The organism is Bradyrhizobium sp. USDA 4354, from assembly GCF_054060315.1.
On the sequence record NZ_JBSSDC010000001.1, the window covers coordinates 4844570 to 4861094 of the forward strand.

19 protein-coding genes and 1 pseudogene are annotated in these 16525 nt (G+C 64.8%); 5 read left to right on the forward strand and 15 right to left on the reverse strand.

Going from position 1 to position 16525, the window contains the following annotated elements:
- The 3 genes from ACVIIV_RS22325 to ACVIIV_RS22335 all read left to right on the forward strand — a co-directional run bounded on the left by ACVIIV_RS22325 (nucleotide 1) and on the right by ACVIIV_RS22335 (nucleotide 1966).
- Complete coding sequence (locus tag ACVIIV_RS22325) at nucleotides 1-387, forward strand: carboxymuconolactone decarboxylase family protein (protein ID WP_027575101.1); 387 nt, start codon at nucleotides 1-3, stop codon at nucleotides 385-387.
- A 27-nt stretch (nucleotides 388-414) separates the two neighbouring features.
- Entirely contained in the window at nucleotides 415-1218 is an 804-nt protein-coding gene (locus ACVIIV_RS22330) for an N-acyl homoserine lactonase family protein (RefSeq protein WP_456746075.1), read from the forward strand.
- Nucleotides 1219-1357: 139 nt separating this feature from the next.
- The gene (locus tag ACVIIV_RS22335) at nucleotides 1358-1966 is read left to right on the forward strand and encodes a cysteine hydrolase family protein (protein WP_456746076.1); all 609 of its coding nucleotides are present in this window, start codon (nucleotides 1358-1360) and stop codon (nucleotides 1964-1966) included.
- A gap of 68 nt (nucleotides 1967-2034) precedes the next feature.
- On the opposite strand, the gene ACVIIV_RS22340 is transcribed toward ACVIIV_RS22335, so the two are convergent.
- Nucleotides 2035-2817 carry a Crp/Fnr family transcriptional regulator gene (locus ACVIIV_RS22340; protein WP_456746077.1) on the reverse strand — a complete coding sequence of 261 codons (783 nt, stop codon included), beginning with the start codon at nucleotides 2815-2817 and terminating at the stop codon, nucleotides 2035-2037.
- Nucleotides 2818-3044: 227 nt separating this feature from the next.
- Between ACVIIV_RS22340 and ACVIIV_RS22345 the strand changes: the two genes are divergently transcribed.
- Complete coding sequence (locus ACVIIV_RS22345; RefSeq protein ID WP_456746078.1) at nucleotides 3045-3962, forward strand: c-type cytochrome; 918 nt, start codon at nucleotides 3045-3047, stop codon at nucleotides 3960-3962.
- Nucleotides 3963-3967: 5 nt separating this feature from the next.
- Here ACVIIV_RS22345 and ACVIIV_RS22350 read toward each other — a convergent pair whose 3' ends face one another.
- The 12 genes and pseudogenes from ACVIIV_RS22350 to ACVIIV_RS22405 all read right to left on the reverse strand — a co-directional run bounded on the left by ACVIIV_RS22350 (nucleotide 3968) and on the right by ACVIIV_RS22405 (nucleotide 14558).
- Nucleotides 3968-4375: a c-type cytochrome gene (locus ACVIIV_RS22350; RefSeq protein ID WP_456746079.1), complete on the reverse strand. Its 408-nt coding sequence runs from the start codon at nucleotides 4373-4375 to the stop codon at nucleotides 3968-3970.
- Entirely contained in the window at nucleotides 4356-5240 is an 885-nt protein-coding gene (locus tag ACVIIV_RS22355) for a cytochrome c oxidase assembly protein (protein WP_456746080.1), read from the reverse strand. The genes ACVIIV_RS22350 and ACVIIV_RS22355 overlap by 20 nt, the downstream gene beginning before the upstream one ends.
- Nucleotides 5228-5572, reverse strand: a complete 345-nt coding sequence (locus ACVIIV_RS22360; protein WP_456746081.1) for a hypothetical protein — start codon at nucleotides 5570-5572, stop codon at nucleotides 5228-5230. Before ACVIIV_RS22360 ends, ACVIIV_RS22355 begins: the two co-directional genes overlap by 13 nt.
- On the reverse strand, nucleotides 5569-6171 hold the full coding sequence (locus ACVIIV_RS22365; protein WP_456746082.1) for a cytochrome c oxidase subunit 3: 603 nt from the start codon (nucleotides 6169-6171) through the stop codon (nucleotides 5569-5571). Before ACVIIV_RS22365 ends, ACVIIV_RS22360 begins: the two co-directional genes overlap by 4 nt.
- Nucleotides 6168-8082: pseudogene (gene ctaD, locus ACVIIV_RS22370) on the reverse strand (cytochrome c oxidase subunit I). Before ctaD ends, ACVIIV_RS22365 begins: the two are co-directional and overlap by 4 nt.
- The gene (gene coxB / locus ACVIIV_RS22375) at nucleotides 8079-9089 is read right to left on the reverse strand and encodes a cytochrome c oxidase subunit II (protein WP_456746083.1); all 1011 of its coding nucleotides are present in this window, start codon (nucleotides 9087-9089) and stop codon (nucleotides 8079-8081) included. The pseudogene ctaD and the gene coxB overlap by 4 nt, the downstream one beginning before the upstream one ends.
- Nucleotides 9086-9643, reverse strand: a complete 558-nt coding sequence (locus ACVIIV_RS22380; RefSeq protein WP_456746084.1) for a c-type cytochrome — start codon at nucleotides 9641-9643, stop codon at nucleotides 9086-9088. The genes coxB and ACVIIV_RS22380 overlap by 4 nt, the downstream gene beginning before the upstream one ends.
- 73 nt (nucleotides 9644-9716) lie before the next feature.
- Nucleotides 9717-10871, reverse strand: coding sequence for a DUF305 domain-containing protein (locus ACVIIV_RS22385; protein WP_456746085.1), 1155 nt, complete (start codon nucleotides 10869-10871; stop codon nucleotides 9717-9719).
- A complete protein-coding gene (locus ACVIIV_RS22390) occupies nucleotides 10868-11047 on the reverse strand; it encodes a CsbD family protein (RefSeq protein WP_456746086.1) in 180 nt (59 codons plus the stop codon). Before ACVIIV_RS22390 ends, ACVIIV_RS22385 begins: the two co-directional genes overlap by 4 nt.
- A gap of 168 nt (nucleotides 11048-11215) precedes the next feature.
- Nucleotides 11216-12820: an alpha-amylase family glycosyl hydrolase gene (locus ACVIIV_RS22395; protein ID WP_456746087.1), complete on the reverse strand. Its 1605-nt coding sequence runs from the start codon at nucleotides 12818-12820 to the stop codon at nucleotides 11216-11218.
- Nucleotides 12801-13370: a hypothetical protein gene (locus ACVIIV_RS22400; RefSeq protein WP_456746088.1), complete on the reverse strand. Its 570-nt coding sequence runs from the start codon at nucleotides 13368-13370 to the stop codon at nucleotides 12801-12803. Before ACVIIV_RS22400 ends, ACVIIV_RS22395 begins: the two co-directional genes overlap by 20 nt.
- Before the next feature lie 12 nt (nucleotides 13371-13382).
- Complete coding sequence (locus tag ACVIIV_RS22405) at nucleotides 13383-14558, reverse strand: zinc-dependent alcohol dehydrogenase (RefSeq protein ID WP_456746089.1); 1176 nt, start codon at nucleotides 14556-14558, stop codon at nucleotides 13383-13385.
- Between the two features lie 167 nt (nucleotides 14559-14725).
- Between ACVIIV_RS22405 and ACVIIV_RS22410 the strand changes: the two genes are divergently transcribed.
- Nucleotides 14726-15508, forward strand: a complete 783-nt coding sequence (locus ACVIIV_RS22410) for an SDR family NAD(P)-dependent oxidoreductase (protein ID WP_456746090.1) — start codon at nucleotides 14726-14728, stop codon at nucleotides 15506-15508.
- A 359-nt stretch (nucleotides 15509-15867) separates the two neighbouring features.
- Here the strand turns inward: ACVIIV_RS22410 and ACVIIV_RS22415 are convergent, their stop codons facing one another.
- Together ACVIIV_RS22415 and ACVIIV_RS22420 are read right to left on the reverse strand one after the other, a co-directional pair.
- Nucleotides 15868-16056: a hypothetical protein gene (locus ACVIIV_RS22415; protein WP_456746091.1), complete on the reverse strand. Its 189-nt coding sequence runs from the start codon at nucleotides 16054-16056 to the stop codon at nucleotides 15868-15870.
- A gap of 50 nt (nucleotides 16057-16106) precedes the next feature.
- Complete coding sequence (locus tag ACVIIV_RS22420) at nucleotides 16107-16511, reverse strand: response regulator (protein ID WP_456746092.1); 405 nt, start codon at nucleotides 16509-16511, stop codon at nucleotides 16107-16109.
- Between the last annotated feature and the right edge of the window lie 14 nt (nucleotides 16512-16525).

A 16525-nucleotide genomic window follows, 5' to 3' on the forward strand; every position in this document is an offset into this window, starting at 1 on the left:
ATGAGCAAGACTGAACTGTTCGAGAAGGGCCTCAAAGTCCGCAAGGAAGTGCTCGGCGAGGACTACGTCAACAAGTCGATCGCAGGCGCCGACGAGTTCACGCGCACGATGGCGGAATGGTCGACCGAGTTCTGCTGGGGTGCTCTGTGGACCCGGCCCGGCGTCGACCGGCGCACGCGTTCGATCGTCAATCTCGCGATGCTTGGTGCACTGAACCGGCCGCACGAGCTGAAGCTGCACGTCAAAGGCGCCCTGAAGAACGGCCTGACCAAGGAGGAGATTAAGGAGATCCTGCTCCAGGTCGCCGTCTATTGCGGCGTTCCCGCCGGCATCGACGCCTTCCGCAACGCGCGCGAGGCCTTCAACGAGGTCGACGCGGGGTCCTGAAGGCCCGCCGCTTGATTGGAGAGCTCCATGGCTGACCCGGAATACGAGCTCTTCGCCATCCGCTACGCAACACGGGAGGCCCGGCGGAGCGAGCACTTCATCGGCGGCGACCCGCATGACGGGCCGATGCCGATGGACTATTTCATGTGGCTGGCGAGGGGAGGCGGGCGCATCTTCGTCATCGACACCGGGTTCAACGCCGAGATCGCGAAGCAGCGCAGGCGGACGTTCCTGCGCTGCCCGGTGGAGACGCTGCGCGCATTCGATATCGACCCGGCCGACGTCGAGGATGTGATTCTCACGCATCTGCACTACGACCATGCCGGCAATTTCGACCGGTTTCCGAATGCGCGGTTTCACCTCCAGGAGCGCGAGCTCGCCTATGCCACCGGTCGCTACATGCATTATCCGAGGCTGTCGCATTCGTTCGAGGTCGAGGATATCTGCGGGATCGTACGGCTGAACTACGCACGCCGCGTGCTGTTCTACGATGGCGACGCCGAGATCGCGCCCGGGCTGACGGTCCATGCGGCCGGCGGCCACTCAGCCGGTCTTCAATTCGTCCGCGTCAACACACGCCGCGGCCCCGTCGTGCTCGCCTCCGACGTCAGCCATTTCTACGAGAACATGACCAGCGAGCGTCCGTTCACGACGGCGTTTCACGTCGGCGACATGCTGGTTGGCTTCGACAGGCTGCGCGCCGCGGCGCCTGACGCGGACCATATCGTTCCCGGTCATGATCCGCTCGTCATGAACCTCTACCCGGCGCCAAGCCCGGAGCTGAATGGGATAGCAGTTCGCCTCGACGTGGCGCCGGCCGCGGGCGCTTAGGAGAAAGGTCTCCAGCGAACGCCGGCGTGACCGCGCGTAGCGAGTTCCAAGTCCGCCTCTGCACCGCAGTGGTTCGGAACCAAAGCCTTCGCATTCGCATTCGCATTTGATCGCCGAATGCGCTTGAGGGTGGAGGACGATGAGGGACAGCACGTCGGACGTGGCCGACATCAGGGAGGCCGTTCACCTCTGCATTGACATGCAGAACATTTTCGCCCCCGGTGGTCTGTGGACGACGCCGTGGATGGAACGGGTACTGCCGGCGATCGTCTCGATCGTTTCGCGCCACCAAGCTAGAACCATCTTCACGCGCTTCATCACGCCGCAGGATCCGGAAGATCGTCCCGGCCAGTGGCGGAGCTATTTTCATCGCTGGAGCCAGGCCACGCGCAGGCATCTGCCGCCATCCGCACTCGAGCTCGTGCCCGCGCTGACCAAGTTCGTTCCGCCGGCTGCCGTCATCGACAAGCCGGCCTACTCCGCGTTCAGCAATCCCGCCCTCGCGAGCCTGCTGGTCGAAAAGAACGTCGGTACCGTCGTGGTATCAGGCGCAGAGACGGACGTCTGCGTGCTCTCGACGGTCCTGAGCGCCGTCGATCTCGGCTTCAGGGTCGTCATCGTCGAGGACGCGCTGTGCAGTTCGTCCGATGTCGGGCACGATGCGCTCATGACGATGTATCGCACCCGCTTCCACGGCCAGGTCGATCTGGTGACGGCGGACGAGCTGGCCGAGTTCTGGCGGGAGTAGGTTGCGAAGCGGGATACGATCCGCAATTTCCAAGGCGCGCAACGCGCCTCTGGCGCCCTCGACGCGTGTCAAGCGACCGCGACACCGGCTGTCGCCAACTTTGCGTATGGTGGCCGCGCATCGTTCGCGCCGGATCGAATGCTCAGATAGGCCGGGTCGAAGCCGGCGAGCCGGACCAGGCCCGGCCAGTCCGTGATCGCCAAGGTCTTGCCTTGCCATTGTAGCAGATTGCAGCGGCGCAGCTCCTGGATGGTGCGGTTGGCATGGACCGGGGAAATGCTACAGGCCGCAGCAAGGTCGGACTGGGTGAAGGGCGAGGACAATCTGAAATCCTTGGCGAGCCCGACGATTTGCAGCCGAACGGTGATCTCGCAGAGCAGATGTGCCACGCGCGTCAATGCGTCCCGGCTGCCGAGATTCACCGTCCAATTGCGCTGGATGGCATGGTCGGCAAGCAGCATCAACAGCATCGCATGTGACATCGCCGGCGAACGCGCCGCGACTTCGCGAAAGAAGCGGTGTGGCACGAGCGCGACGATGGCGGGGCCGAGCGCGACCAGATTGCCGTCGATGCGCGGGCGATGGAGGGTGTACAGATTGGCGATGTCGCCGGGGACGCAGATCGCGGTGATCTGGCCATCTGCGCTTTCGTGATTCTGCCAGGACAGATACCCCTGGAGCAGCAGGGAGCATTGCGTGGCCTCATCGCCGTGTCGCAGGATGGTCTGATGGGCGCCAAAATGCGCAATGCTGCTCGGCATATCCGCAAGCAGATCGAGATCGTCGGCGGTCAATTCGACAAGGCTCGTCAGGCGATCGGCGAGTTTCGAGAAAGCAAATCCTGCCTGCATGTGATGTCCGATGACCAGCCGCCCGGGTCCGACTTTGACCGAGAAGGACGGCAAGAGGCATTAACCTTTGATACGTTTGCTCCGGTGCAGCGAAGCGCCCGGATAAAGACGTGTCGTATTGTTCATTGTTCCTATTGATCTGGGCGCAGCGGCATCTGCCGAGCAGGAACAGCCAAGGTTCGTGTCCGTTACTGGACGGGTGGTCCGGTGGAGGAAACGGAAAGCGGATGCGCGGGCGCTTCTGGCTGCTGTCGGCAATCCTCGTCGCGTGCGCAGTCGCTGCGGGGGTATGGTTCATCACCGCGCCGGAGCGCTTCGGTTCGAGCAAGACGGAGGCCGTGTCTGACACGGCTGGCGACGTCGAGCACGGCAAGCTCGTGTTTGCGGCTGGCGATTGCGCCTCCTGCCATGCATCGCCGGGCCAGTCCGATCGTCTGCGCCTTGGTGGTGGACTCGCCCTGGCGTCCCCTTACGGGACTTTTCGCGCGCCCAACATTTCGACGGACCGAGTCGACGGCATCGGGAACTGGACCGCCCAGAATCTCGCCAATGCGCTGCTGCGCGGCGTGTCTCCGGACGGAAGCCACTATTATCCGGTCTTTCCCTACGCGAGCTTCACGCATATGCGTCCTGAGGACGTGCGAGACTTGATGGCTTATTTGCGGACGCTGCCGGCGGTGAAGGGACGTCCGCCGGACCATGAGCTCAATCCGGTATTCGGCATTCGCCGCTTCGTCGGGGTCTGGAAGATGCTGTACTTCAAGCCGGGCCCGATCGCACCGGATCCGGCGCATGACGAAAAATGGAATCGCGGTCGCTATCTCAGTGAGGCGCTGGCCCATTGCGCGGAGTGCCATTCCTCCCGCGACATCTTCGGCGGCATCAAGGCGAGTACACGCTATGCTGGCGGACAGGACCCCGTCGGTACCGGTTTCTATCCCAACATCACGGCCGCGCGCCTCGGCGACTGGTCGGAAGCGCAATTGGCGGCGATGCTGAAAACGGGGATCACGCCAAATCACGGCCGGGTCGGGTCGTCCATGGCCGGCGTCGTCACCAACACGGCGATGCTGCCCGAGAGCGACCGCCAGGCGATTGCCGCCTTCGTGAAATCATTGCCGGCGCGGCCGACGCCCAATCCCTGAACGTCTCACTGCGCATAAAGGTAAGCCGCAATATCGCGCGCCTCGGCTTCAGTGATACCGGTCGCGGGCATTGCCGTCCGGGGTGAGAAGGCCTGTGGTGTCACGATCCACTGGACCAGATTGCCCGGCGCGTTGGCCGCAACGCCGGCGATGTAGACGCGCGTCCTGAGATCGGCGAGGGACGCACCGACCTGGCCGTCGCCGCCGGGAATGCCTGGGATGGTATGGCACCCCGCGCAGCCGTAGCGGCGGATCAGCGCCGGCGCGCGGGCCGGATCGCCGCCGGTCATGGCGCGGGCGATGCTTTCATTTTGCCGGCGCTCACTGCGCGCGAGGCCGGCCGCGACCGCCGCGGCGAGAAGGCTCGCCACTCCGATCGCCAGCGCCGCCCAACTAGAGCGCGTGAAGCGCATCGGCTCGCTCCCTGTCTTGGCCGGCCCGCCGGATCCAGAGCGCGATCAGCGCGAGGGCCGCGCCGGCATAGATCGTTCCCGCCGGCACCCACATGATGATGCCGGCCAGTTGCTGGTCCTCGAGCGGCGTCAAGCCCCAGGCCGCTGCGGCATCGGCTTGCTGCCGATAGAGGAGGTGCGGGGCCAGTGCCATCAGCGCACCGAGGATGCTCGTGTGCAGCATGGTGACGAAGACATGCCAGGCAGCGCTGCCGATTTGGCTGCGTCGGAACACCGACCACCAGAACAGGATCGCGGTCAGGAAGAAGCTCAGATGCTGTGCCCGGTGCAGGAGGACATTCTCGACCGCGGCATCGAACAGTGCCGGCGCGTGCCAGGCCCAGATCGCGATCCCATGCAGCAGCGTGGCGTTGCCGCCGGTGCTCAGCCAAGTCCAGAGCCGCGTGGCGAGGGGATGACGCATCGCGCGGCCGATCGTAAGTCGCGCCCGGCGCGGGAGGCACCAAAGCAACGATCCGACAGGACGCGAGATCACAAGCAGCGGTGCCGCCACGGCCATCAGGATCTCGTGCTCGATCATGTGGAACGAGAGCAGGCGCTCGCCGAGCCAATGCAGCGGCGACACCGTCGCGGCTGCCAGCGTCAGCCAGCCTGCGCCGCAGACGACGTCCTGCGCGATGCGTTTGCGGCCCTTCCGTGCCAGCACCAGCCTGCCGATGCCGTACATGAGGCCGAAAAGCACTAGTGGCGTGACAATCCACGGGTCGAGCGTCCAGCTCGGCGCCGCTGTCTGCGGAGCCGAACCATGGGCATAGACCGCGTGCGGTATCGACCAAGCGATCGCGGCGATGGTTATTTTTCGCATCCGGTCAACACCATTGCAGCGACGCCCTGCATCAGCAGGGCGAAAGTGAAGAGGCCCGCGGAGAGCGCACTCACGGCGCTGCCGAAATCGGCATTGCACCGGTGTCCGTCGGTATCGCCGATCACCCGCCGCGGGGACAGCCACGATGCGAGGCCCGACGCCGTCGTGAGCGCCGCACCGATGAACGAAGTGATGGCCGAGGCGTGCAGCTGCGAGCGGCAATCGGCATAAAGCAGGATCTGCCCGAGCTGCATGTTCGCGGCCCAGACCAGCGGCGCGAGCCAGAGGCCCGCCCAGACCGAGAGATGGGTGAGGAGCTTTGACGCGCTCATAGCCGTGCCAGCCAATAGATGCAGCCATAGATCGGAAGCCAGGTCGCCACGACAAAGTTCCAATACATGACGTTGTCCTGGACGTCGCCGAACCTCCTTGGGCTCCGGCCGTGCCGCGTGAACATCAGCGTCGCCAACACCAGCGTATCGACGAGATCGGTGATGATGTGGCTGGTGTGAAGGCCGAGCAGGGTCCAAACCACCGAGCCGTAGGCGTTGCTGTCCCAGCTGACCTTGAGGGCGGGGAATTCGAAGATGCGCACGATCAGCGGGACGATGCCGACGATCGACATGATCACCATCCCGAGTCGTACCTTGCGCAGGTCCTGCTGCTCGGCCCAGCGCGAGAGCAGCATGTTGGGGACGAGACTGGCCAGCAGGATCAACGTCATGAGCGTGCCCGGGAGTAGATCGGGTGGCGGCGAATTGATCGGCCAGGCCGTCGCCAGGCTCATCAGGTAGAGATAGACGGCGATGGCGAGCGCGAAGCCGGTACCTTCGATCAGCATGAAAGCGAGTGTGCCCCACCAGGTGACGCTCGCGGTGCCGACCCCGTGCCGTGGCAATTTGCCGAAATCAAGCACGATCTTCTCTCTCATGCCTCGTCCTCCGGCGTAGCCTTGGGCCAGAACCAGCCGATCAGCGCGACCGCGACGGGGATGGAGCCCCACACCACGGCCCACGGCGAGAAGATCGACCAGATCAGCATGATCGTGGTCGCAATCGCCGCCCACAGGGGCCAGATGGAATTCTGCGGTGAGGCTTCGCGCGCCTGCGGTTCGGCGGTTGCCAGCGTGGTCACGATCAGTTCGCGGCGATCGGTGCGCAAGCCATCGGCGACGCGGAGGGTGTCGCGGTCGTCCCACAGCGGGTGCAGACTGACGACGACCGGGATCATCGCAAAATTGTGGCTCGGGGGAGGGGATGTCGTGGCCCATTCCAGCGTCGGCGCATCCCAGGGATTGTCTGCCGCAATCTCTCCGAGGCGCGCACTCCGGATAGCATTGACGAAGAACAGCAGGAAACCCGCTGTAAGGATCACTGCACTGAGGCTGACGAACAGGTTGAGCCCGTGCCAGGGCAGGTCGGGCTGATAAGTGTAGATGCGGCGCGGCATGCCCTCGAGCCCGAGGATGTGCATCGGAAAGAACGTCGCGTTGAAGCCAGCGAAGATCAGCCAGAATGACCACTGCCCGAGTGTTTCGCTCATCATGCGTCCGGTCAGCTTGGGAAACCAGTAGTGGATGGCGCCAAGCAACGGAAACACGGCGCCCCCGATCAGCACGTAGTGAAAATGCGCGACGACGAAATAGGTGTCGTGCACCTGGGTTGTCGAACGGTACGGACGCGACCATCACGCCGGTCAATCCGCCGATGACGAAGGTGACGATGAAGCCGATGATGAAGAGCAGCGGGCTCTTGAACACCGGCCTGCCGTCCCACAGCGTCGCAAGCCAGCAGAAGACCTGGATGCCGGCGGGGATCGCGATCGCCATGCTGGAGGCTGTGAAGAAGCTGTCGCCGAGCCGCGGCAGTCCTGCCACGAACATATGATGCACCCACAGTCCGAAGGCGAGGATGCCCGTCGCGATCAGCGCCATCACCAGGCCGAGATAGCCGAAGGCCGGCCGCCGCGCGAACGGCTCGATCATGGTCGACACCATGCCCGCGGCGGGCAGGAAGATGATGTAGACCTCGGGATGACCGAAGAACCAGAACAGATGCTGCCAGAGCAGCACGTCGCCGCCCTCGGCTGGATTGTAGAAATGCGTGCCGACGAGGCGGTCGAGGATCAGGCTGGTGCTCAGGAGCACGATCGCCGGCATCGCCATGATGACGAGGAACGACGTCACCAGCATGGCCCAGACGAAGACCGGGATGCGGTCGAGCGTCATGCCGGGCGCACGCTGCTTGAAGATGGTGACGACCAGCTCGACTGCGACCGCGAGCGCGGAGATTTCGGTGAAGGTGATCATCTGGGCCCAGATGTCGGCCCGCTTGCCGGCGCCGTATTGCGGGCCGGACAGCGGTACATAGGCAAACCAGCCCACGTCAGGCCCCATGTCGAGCGCGAACGCGGTCCAGAGCAGCGCGCCGCCGGCAAGATAAATCCAGTACGAGAAGGCGTTCAGGCGCGGGAAAGCGATGTTGCGGGTACCGACCATCAGCGGCACGAGATAGATCGCCACTGCTTCCATCACGGGCACGGCGAACAGGAACATCATATTCGCACCGTGCATCGTGAAGATCTGGTTGTAGCGATCGGGTCCGAGCAGGCGCGCCTCGGGCTGCGCGAGCTGAATTCGCATCAGGGCGGCGAGCACGCCGCCAAGGGCAAGGAAGACGAAGGCGGTGAAGATATAACGGCGGCCGATGATCTTGTGGTCCACGGTCGCGAGCGCCCCCCAGGGGCCGGATGGGGTCTTCCATGTCTCCGCCAGCGAGTCGGTCAGGTGCGTGCGCTCTCCATCGACATCGCGCCTATCGGGCGCTGTAGCAGGACGAATCATTTCAGGCTCGCCAAATATGCGGACACTGCGCGCAGCTCGTCGGGCGTCAACGGCACCATCGGCATGTTGTTGCCGGGCTTGATGGTCTGGGGATCGGCGATCCAGGCCGCGAGCGAGCCGCGTGTGGTCTCGAACACGCCGGCGGCGATGGTGCGGCGGCTGCCGACATGGGTGAGTTCGGGCCCGGTGGTGCCGACCGCGGCGGTGCCGCGAATGGTGTGGCAGGCCGCGCAGGGCTTGGCCAGGAATGTCTGCAATCCCGTGGCGGTCTCCTCATCGGCGGGCTGCGCCGCCGCCTGCCGCTGTGCAGTCGCCCATTTGTCGAAAGCGTCCTGCGGCTCGGCAATCACCAGCAGCGCCATATGGGCGTGCTGCATGCCGCAGAACTCGGCGCATTGACCACGGTAGATGCCGGCGTGCTCGGCGCGGATGGTGAGCTCGTTCGGACGGCCGGGAACGAGATCCTGCTTGCCGGCGAGGCTCGGGACCCAGAACGAATGGATCACGTCGAGGCCTTCGAGCTTGAGACGCACCTTGCGGCCGACCGGAATGTGGATCTCGTTGGCGGTCTCGAACCGGCTTGCGGGATCGGGGCCGACATACTCGAGGCCCCACCACCATTGCAGGCCGCGCACCCGGATCGTCAGATCGTCCTGTCCCGCGACGGTGAGCGCGCGCGTCGCGACGAAGCTCATGATGGTGAAGGTGCCGATGATGAGAACGGTGGCGACGACGGCACCGGTGACGGCAATGGTCATTCGTCGCTCGCGTCCCGGTTCGGGAGCCGCCGGCCGCGCATCGCGGCTCCGCCACAACGCGGCGATCAGCGCGACCATCACCAGCATCCAGACCACGGAGCAGACCGCGACGATCAGGATGATGAGGTGCTTCAGGCTGATCGCCGAGGTGCCGTAGACGTCGAGCGCGGATTGCCAATTGCCCGCGCAGCCGGCGAGCGGCGCGGCGAGCATTGCGCTCGAACAGGCTCTGCGGGCGGCGCGGATCACGGCGTCGGTCCCTGATCCGGATGGACGGGCGAGGGGCCTTCATCGAACAACAGCTTTGCCGGCGCGCGGTTCTCGGCGGGCCGGGTCTGCTTCTCGTCGTTGCGGCTCGGCGCGGCGGTCTTGCCTTCGTAGGAGCCGATCGCCTGTACATAGCCGGCGAGCTGCCAGATCTGATCCGTCGTCATCTTGTTGCCGAACGCAGGCATGCCGTGCGGCCGCCCATCGCGGATCGAGGCGAAGATCGAGACCATCTCCGGGCCGTAGGACCACCAGCCGTCGAGGAAGCCGGGGCCGCTGCCGCCCTGGCCGTCGCCATGACAGCTCTTGCAGCCGAACCACGCATAGAGCCGCTTGCCCTGGCTGAGATTGTAGGCGTTGACCTCATACGGCTTGCCGAGCACGAAATAGACGTCCGGCGGGGCGCCGCTGATGCGGTTCGGCATCAGCGCTACTCTGTCGAGCGCATCTGCGATCGGCGGATCGATCCGCAACTGCCGCTCTTCCCGCTGGCATCCCGCCAAAGCGGTTGCAAGACCAAGGAGAACGCCGGCCATCCGTTGCATCTGATCGCTTGAATTCAGGGAGCCACAATCCTCAATCGGTTCGCCGATCCAAGGTTCCTCGCGCTCAATTGACGTTGTCGCCGAGCATGTTGCGAACGGCGGTGGTGACGGCGGCAAGGCCGCTCGTGCCGTGCATCAGCGCGATCTCGCCCTGCTGCTCGTGGCGAATGGCGTGCGCCATGATGCGCAGGCGCAGATCGCCGCGGCTGTGCCACATCTGGTCCGCCATCTTGACCGCGCCACGGTGATGCCTGCTCATCGTCTCGACGAACAACTTGTCGAACTGGTCCGGCGGCGCGGTCTTGACCTGTCGCATCTCGGTCGGCGTCAGAAAGCCCGGCATCGCCGCACGCTCCTCTGTGCTGCAATCGGGCATCTCCGTGTCGAACCAGCTCAGCCACCAATTCTCGAAGATGCGGTTCTCGCCGGTCTGGCTCGCGACCATCAGCATCGCGAGCTTTCGCAGATGCGGGTCTTGCGCGCGCTCCGCGGCCGTCCGCGCCAGCTCGATGCCCTGGGTGTGATGCGTGGTCATGTGACGGATGTAAGTCTGGTCGTGATCCCTGTCGCGGCCCAGCCATGGCGGCTCGTAGCCACGATTGCCGAACAAAGCGATCGCCCCGAGCACCGCCATCACGGCCACCGCGCCGGTCGTCCACATATTGGTGAACCGCACGTCGCTGTCAGGCGCATTCCCGGCTCTCCAGCGCAGTCGGGCGAACAGGGGATACATCACGGCCGAGGAGCCATGGACCAGCAGCCCGATCCAGTAGGGCTGTTGCAGCGTGAACAGCGGCTGCCAGAACGGAAACAGCGGCACCAGCACGAACCATTCCATGCTGGAAGAGAACACGGCCCAGGGCAGCGCCAGCAGCAGGATCGTCACCGGCCGCAAGTCGGCGGTCCAGCGCCCGAGCACGCCGAAGAAGAACAATGCCCAGGAAAAATCCGCCCATTGGTGAAAGGCGATCCCGGTCAGGATCGCGCTCCAGGATGGCTCGCTGCTGATGGCCCAGTCGCGCGCAGGGATGGCGGCGACCGTCATCCAGTCGACCGCGGCATCGCGGCCGATGCGGGCAGCGAAAAGCTGGCTGACGATGGTCGAGAAAGTGCTGCTGATCAGGCCGAGTTCGGCCGCGGCGATCCAGCGCGAACGTCGCCGTTCGCCGGTGGTGCGCCGCGCCCCGCGGGCAAGCGCCGGTCGCGGCTCCGCGTTCACGTCAACTGCTTGAGCTTCTTCAGCGGATTGAGCTTGCTCGGCTTGTCCTGTTCGTCGCGCCCGCGCTCGGCTTGCGCCTTGCCGTCATCGTGCAGATCCTGGTCGCCGATGATCTCGCCGACAGCCTGCTTGGTCTTGCCGGCGATCCGCTGCTGAAGACCCTTGGTCTTGCCCATGAGCTGCCTCCGATATGTCCTGCCGCCGGGCCGACGCCGCTACCCCGGCGCCTGAAGGGGGCATGAGCGCCGGGGCTGCGGTTTCGTCCAAATTGCTTCCGGCGGCGGGGGGAAGACGCCGGGAGCGTTGATGAGACTCTTCGGGACGCGGATGGTTCCTCCGGGCCGTCACCTCGGTTCGAGCGCGATAATCACGCCTTCGTTGCCTCGGAGCAGGATGGAAGCGTCCGGCAATGGCTCGGGCGGCCGGTCCAGCTGCGTCGACATCACGAGGCGGCCGCGACCCTGCCAGTGCCATGTCCGTGGTTCAGCCGCGATATTGAGCGCGACCAGAACCTCGCTGCGGCCGTCCGTCCGCCTGTAGGCAAGGACATCGTTCTGCGACCGCAGCGGCTCGTAACTGCCCCGTCGTAGGCCGGCATGCTCGCGCCGCAGCGCCATCAGCGCGCGAAACAGCGCCAGGATCGAACGTTCGTCTCGCTGCTGCCCGGCGATGTTGGCCGCGCCCTCGGGCCGCTCCAGCGGCAGCCATGGGCTGCCTGTGGTGAAGCCGCCGTCGGGGCTGTCATCCCATCGCATTGGCGCGCGTTCGGGATCGCGGCACAGGCCATATCCGGGCACGAGCTTTTCGAAGGGATCGCGGACGCGGTCCGGCGGAATGGGAACGCGCTTGCGGCCGATCTCGTCGCCCATGAAGAAGAACGGCGTTCCTCGCAGCGTCATCAGCAGCATCGCCAGCACGCGCATTTGTGCCTCGCCGATCTCGCTCGCGATGCGCTGCTTGTCGTGGCCGCCGATCACCCAGACCGGCCAGGCATGTTCAGGAATGGCGTTGAGATAAGCGTCGATCGTCGCCTGCAGCGACAAGGCGTCCCACTCGGAATCCAGCAGGGCGAAATTGAGCGGCAGATGCAAGCGCGGCCGGTCGTTGCCGTAGAAGTGGCCGATGCGGTCGGTCTTGCCCTGGACCTCGCCGCACAGCATCCGCCCTGGATAGGCGTCGATCACCTCGCGGATGAACTCGATGCAATCCATCGTCTCGGGCCGGTCGTCGGTAAATACGGGCGTCTGCCGTTGCGGCGGCGGCTTGCCTTTGGCCTGCGGGTTCGCCGGATTGTCGCGCAGCAGCTCGTCCTTGATCAGGACCGCGCTGGCATCGACGCGAAAGCCGTCGACTCCGCGGTCGAGCCAGAAGCGCATCACGTCGCGGATCGCGGCGCGCAGCTGCGGATTGCGCCAGTTCAGGTCGGGCTGCTCGACCAGGAAGGAATGATAGTAATATTGTCGCCGCGCCTCGCACCATTCCCAGCCGCTGCCGCCGAAGCGGCTCAGCCAGTTGTTGGGTGGGCCGCCATTCTCGGCAGGATCGGCCCAGATGTACCAATTCGCCTTCGCACTGTTGCGCGAGCTCGAACTCTCGACGAACCATGCGTGATCGTTCGCGGTGTGATTGGGAACGAGATCGAGGATGAGCCGGATGCCTGCGGCGTGCAGCGCCTTGAGCAGTCGGTCGAACTCCTCAAGGCTGCCGAAGACGGGATCGATCGAGCAATAGTCGGAGATGTCGTAGCCGAGGTCGCGGAAGGCGCTCTTGCAGATCGGCGTCAGCCACACCGCATCGACCCCGAGCCATTTCAGATAATCGATGCGCGACATCAGTCCGGCGAGGTCGCCCTTGCCGTCGCCGTTCGAGTCCTGGAAGGAGATCAGCGCGATCTCGTAGATGACGGCGGATTCCCACCACGCAGCTTCGTCACGGGACTCGACGCTCATCGCCTTGCATCACCTCGTTATGCTGGGCCTGCGCTGCGATCTGCCTTGCCGCAGTTCGGGCGCTCTCGATGCCCTTGGGGAAACCGCTGCGATTCGGATAGAGCTTACGCCTTGCGCTGCGCGGCGGTCGCCGCGGCTTGGTATCCTGCGCGGCGCGGTAGTCGAGCATGGCGATGCCGCCGACCATCAGCAGCGCCAGCGCGATGTTGCCCTTCTTGGGATTGTCCGGTGTCAGCCCTGAAAGCAGCGCGGCGGCATCGAGGCCGTCGCCGCCGACACGGGCCCACAGGCCGGCGTTCTTGTCGACCGAGAGTGACATGATGCCGGCGAGGATCTCGCGCACGCCGAAGGCGCGGACCAGCGTCTCATGGCCTTCCATGCCCAGCGTGTGCGTGACACGTCTTGGCGCAAAGAATTCGACGACGCCAAGACCGATGCTGAACCAGCCGAGCGCGCGCGCGAGCTGGTCCGCAGGCTGCTTCAGGCTCGGGCCGCCCTCGACGATCTTCGGGTCGCCCTTGGTGCGGACGATGTTGGAGAAATGAAACATCAGTCTGCTCCTTTAGGGCTTCAGCACCACCTTGACGCAGGAATCGCGCTTGTCGCGGAACACCTGGTACATTTCCGGGCCTTGGGCGAGCGGGACGGTGTGGGTGATGACGAAGGACGGGTCGATCTCGCCCTCTTCGATGCGGCGCAGCAGGTCGTCGGTCCAGCGATTGACGTGGGTCTGGCCGGTCCGCATCGTCAGGCCCTTGTTCATGAATGCGCCCATCGGCATGTTGTCCGAGAGCCCGCTATAGACGCCCGCGACGGAGATGATGCCGCCGGGTCGGCAGACATAGATCATCTCGCGCAGCACGTGCGGCCGGTCGCTTTCCAGCATCACCATCTGCTTGGCGCGGTCGAGCACCGTGTCGGGCCGGGACGGCATCACGTGGGCTTCCATGCCGGCGCAGTCGATGCACTTTTCCGGTCCCTTGCCGTCGGTGAGCTCGTTCAGCCGCTCCACCACGCTCTCCGTCTCGAAGTTGATCGTGGTGGCGCCGCCGGCCTCCGCCATGCTGAGCCGCTCGGGCAGGCAGTCGATCGCGATCACCTGGTTGGCGCCGAGCAGGATGGCGCTGCGGATCGCCATCTGCCCGACCGGGCCACAGCCCCAGATCGCGACCGTGTCGGTCGGCTCGATGTCGCATTGCACGGCGGCCTGCCAGCCGGTCGGGAAGATGTCGCTGAGGAAGAGCAATTGCTCGTCGGGAATGCCTGGGGGCACCTTGATGTGTGTGGCATCGGCAAAGGGCACGCGGAGATATTCGGCTTGGCCGCCGGGATAGCCACCGGTCAGATGCGTGTAGCCGAACAGGCCTGCCGTCGTGTGTCCGAACACCTTGTCGGCCAGATGACGCTTGCGGTTGGTGGTCTCGCACACCGAAAAATTGCCGCGCTTGCACTGGTCGCATTCGCCGCAAATGATCGTGAACGGCACGACGATACGATCGCCCTTCCTCAGCTTGCCGTCGACGCCCGAACCAACCTCGACCACTTCGCCCATGGTCTCGTGGCCCATGATGTCGCCGGGCAGCATGCCCGGAATGAAATTGTGGAAGAGGTGCAGATCGGAGCCGCAGATGGCGCAGCTCGTGACCTTGATGATGGCGTCACGCGGATCCTGGATCTCCGGGTCGGTGACGGTGTCGCACCTGATGTCCTCCTTGCCGTGCCAGACCAGCGCCTTCATCGTCCGTCCTCTCGGTTGAACCACGTGCCATCTAAGTCCAGGAATGAACGATGGTTGCTATCGCCGCGCGCAAATTCTTCGCACTGCGCAAATAGGAACGAGGGGGCAGGGCGGCGATTGAGCGTCATCACCTCAATTCCAAGGACTCAATTCCAAGGATTTGCCGCATGTCCGCCAATCAACTCGCCGTCGTCACAGGTGCCTCAACCGGTATCGGTCTGGAACTTGCCAGGTGCTGCGCGCAGGCAGGCTTCAACCTCGTGATCGCGGCGGACGAGCCTCAGATCGAGAGAGTGGCCGTCGACCTGCGCCGGCTCGGCGGCAGCGTGGAGCCAGTCGAGACCGATCTCGCCACCACCGAGGGCGTGGACAAGCTCTGCGCCGCGATCGGCGACCGGCCGGTCGATGCGCTGCTGGCCAATGCCGGCATCGGCCTCGGCAAGGCCTTCCTCGACCAGGACTTTGCCAGGGTGAAACACCTGATCGACACCAACATCACCGGCACGCTGTATCTGATCCACCGCGTCGGCAACGAGATGCTCCGCCGCAATGCCGGCCGCGTCCTGATCACCGGCTCGATCGCGGGCTTCATGCCCGGCAGTTTCCAGGCCGCCTACAACGCCAGCAAGGCATTCCTGGATTCATTCTCGTTCGCGCTGCGCGAGGAGCTGCGCGACAGCGGCGTCACCGTCACCTGCCTGATGCCTGGTGCGACCGAGACCGAGTTCTTCCGCCGCGCCGACATGATGGACACCAAGGTCGGCACCGAGAAGAAGGACGGCGCCTATGATGTCGCCAAGGCCGGGTTCGATGCAATGCTGCGCGGAGAGGCCGACATCGTCACCGGGCTGAAGAACAAGATCCAGGCCACGGTCGCGAGCGTCACGCCGAACGAGATGCTGGCGAAGCAGCACCGCAAGATGGCGGAGCCGGGCACCGCGAGCTCGTAGAGCGACGCCGTCGCAATCTCGCGGAGCGGTGAAAACCAGGTCGCGGACCGACAACAAAGGCGACCGCCGATTCACATAGCCTAATGCGCAGCGGCCCCGAAATCGTCAAATTGTACGGGCTGAAAACGAAATGGGGCTGCGATGGCGATGGATCGCATCGAGCAGGCCTTTGTCGCGACTGCGGTCACGGGTTTTCTCGTGATGATGGTGGCAATTGTCTGGATGATGATGAGCTGAACGGGGGAGCTTGCCGTCTTGCGCGTCGCGCTACCTTACGCCGCAATTATCCTGTGCCTGGCGGTGACCGCCTGGCTTGCTTTCGCGCATCTGTTCTGATTCGGTCGGCTGCGCGCCGCAGCTCAGCGGGCGCGTCCCGGTTTGCTGTCCCGGCGCGGCGGCGTGCGGCACTCTTCCTCCAGTTCATCGCGCAGGCGCTGCGCGCTCACGAGATGGTCGGTGCTGCGCAGCAGCGCCAGGCCCTCGCGCACCAGCTCGCGCGAATGGCTGAGCAGCTGCTCATCAACGGCAGTATCAGGTGCGAAGATCATTGAACGTCACTCCATTGCGAGAAGTGCACGAGGACGCGCCGCGTTGCGCATCATGCCCGCCGATCGCCGACGAGCCCCGCCAGAGTCCGCGCCATGGCCACGATATCGATCGGCTTTTCCCAGAGCGGCACGTCGTGGAATTCCGGCGCGATGCTGACTTTGTCGTAGCCGGTGGTGAACACGAAGGGCACCTCGCGCGCCCTGAGTTCCCTGGCGACCGGAAAAATCAGCTCCGTCCGAATGTTGACGTCGAGCACGGCGCCGTCGAGCACGCCGGCCCCGTGCAGCATCGCCATCGCGTCCTCGATGTCCCCGACCGGACCCGCAATTTCGGCGCCCAGCGTTCGCAGCGCATTGCCGATGTCGTCGGCGAGAAAATATTCGTCCTCGACCACGAGGATACGGCGTCCTGCAAGGGGCGCGCGCTGACGAGACGATGCGTGAGAACTGGACATGATCCCTCCAGCAA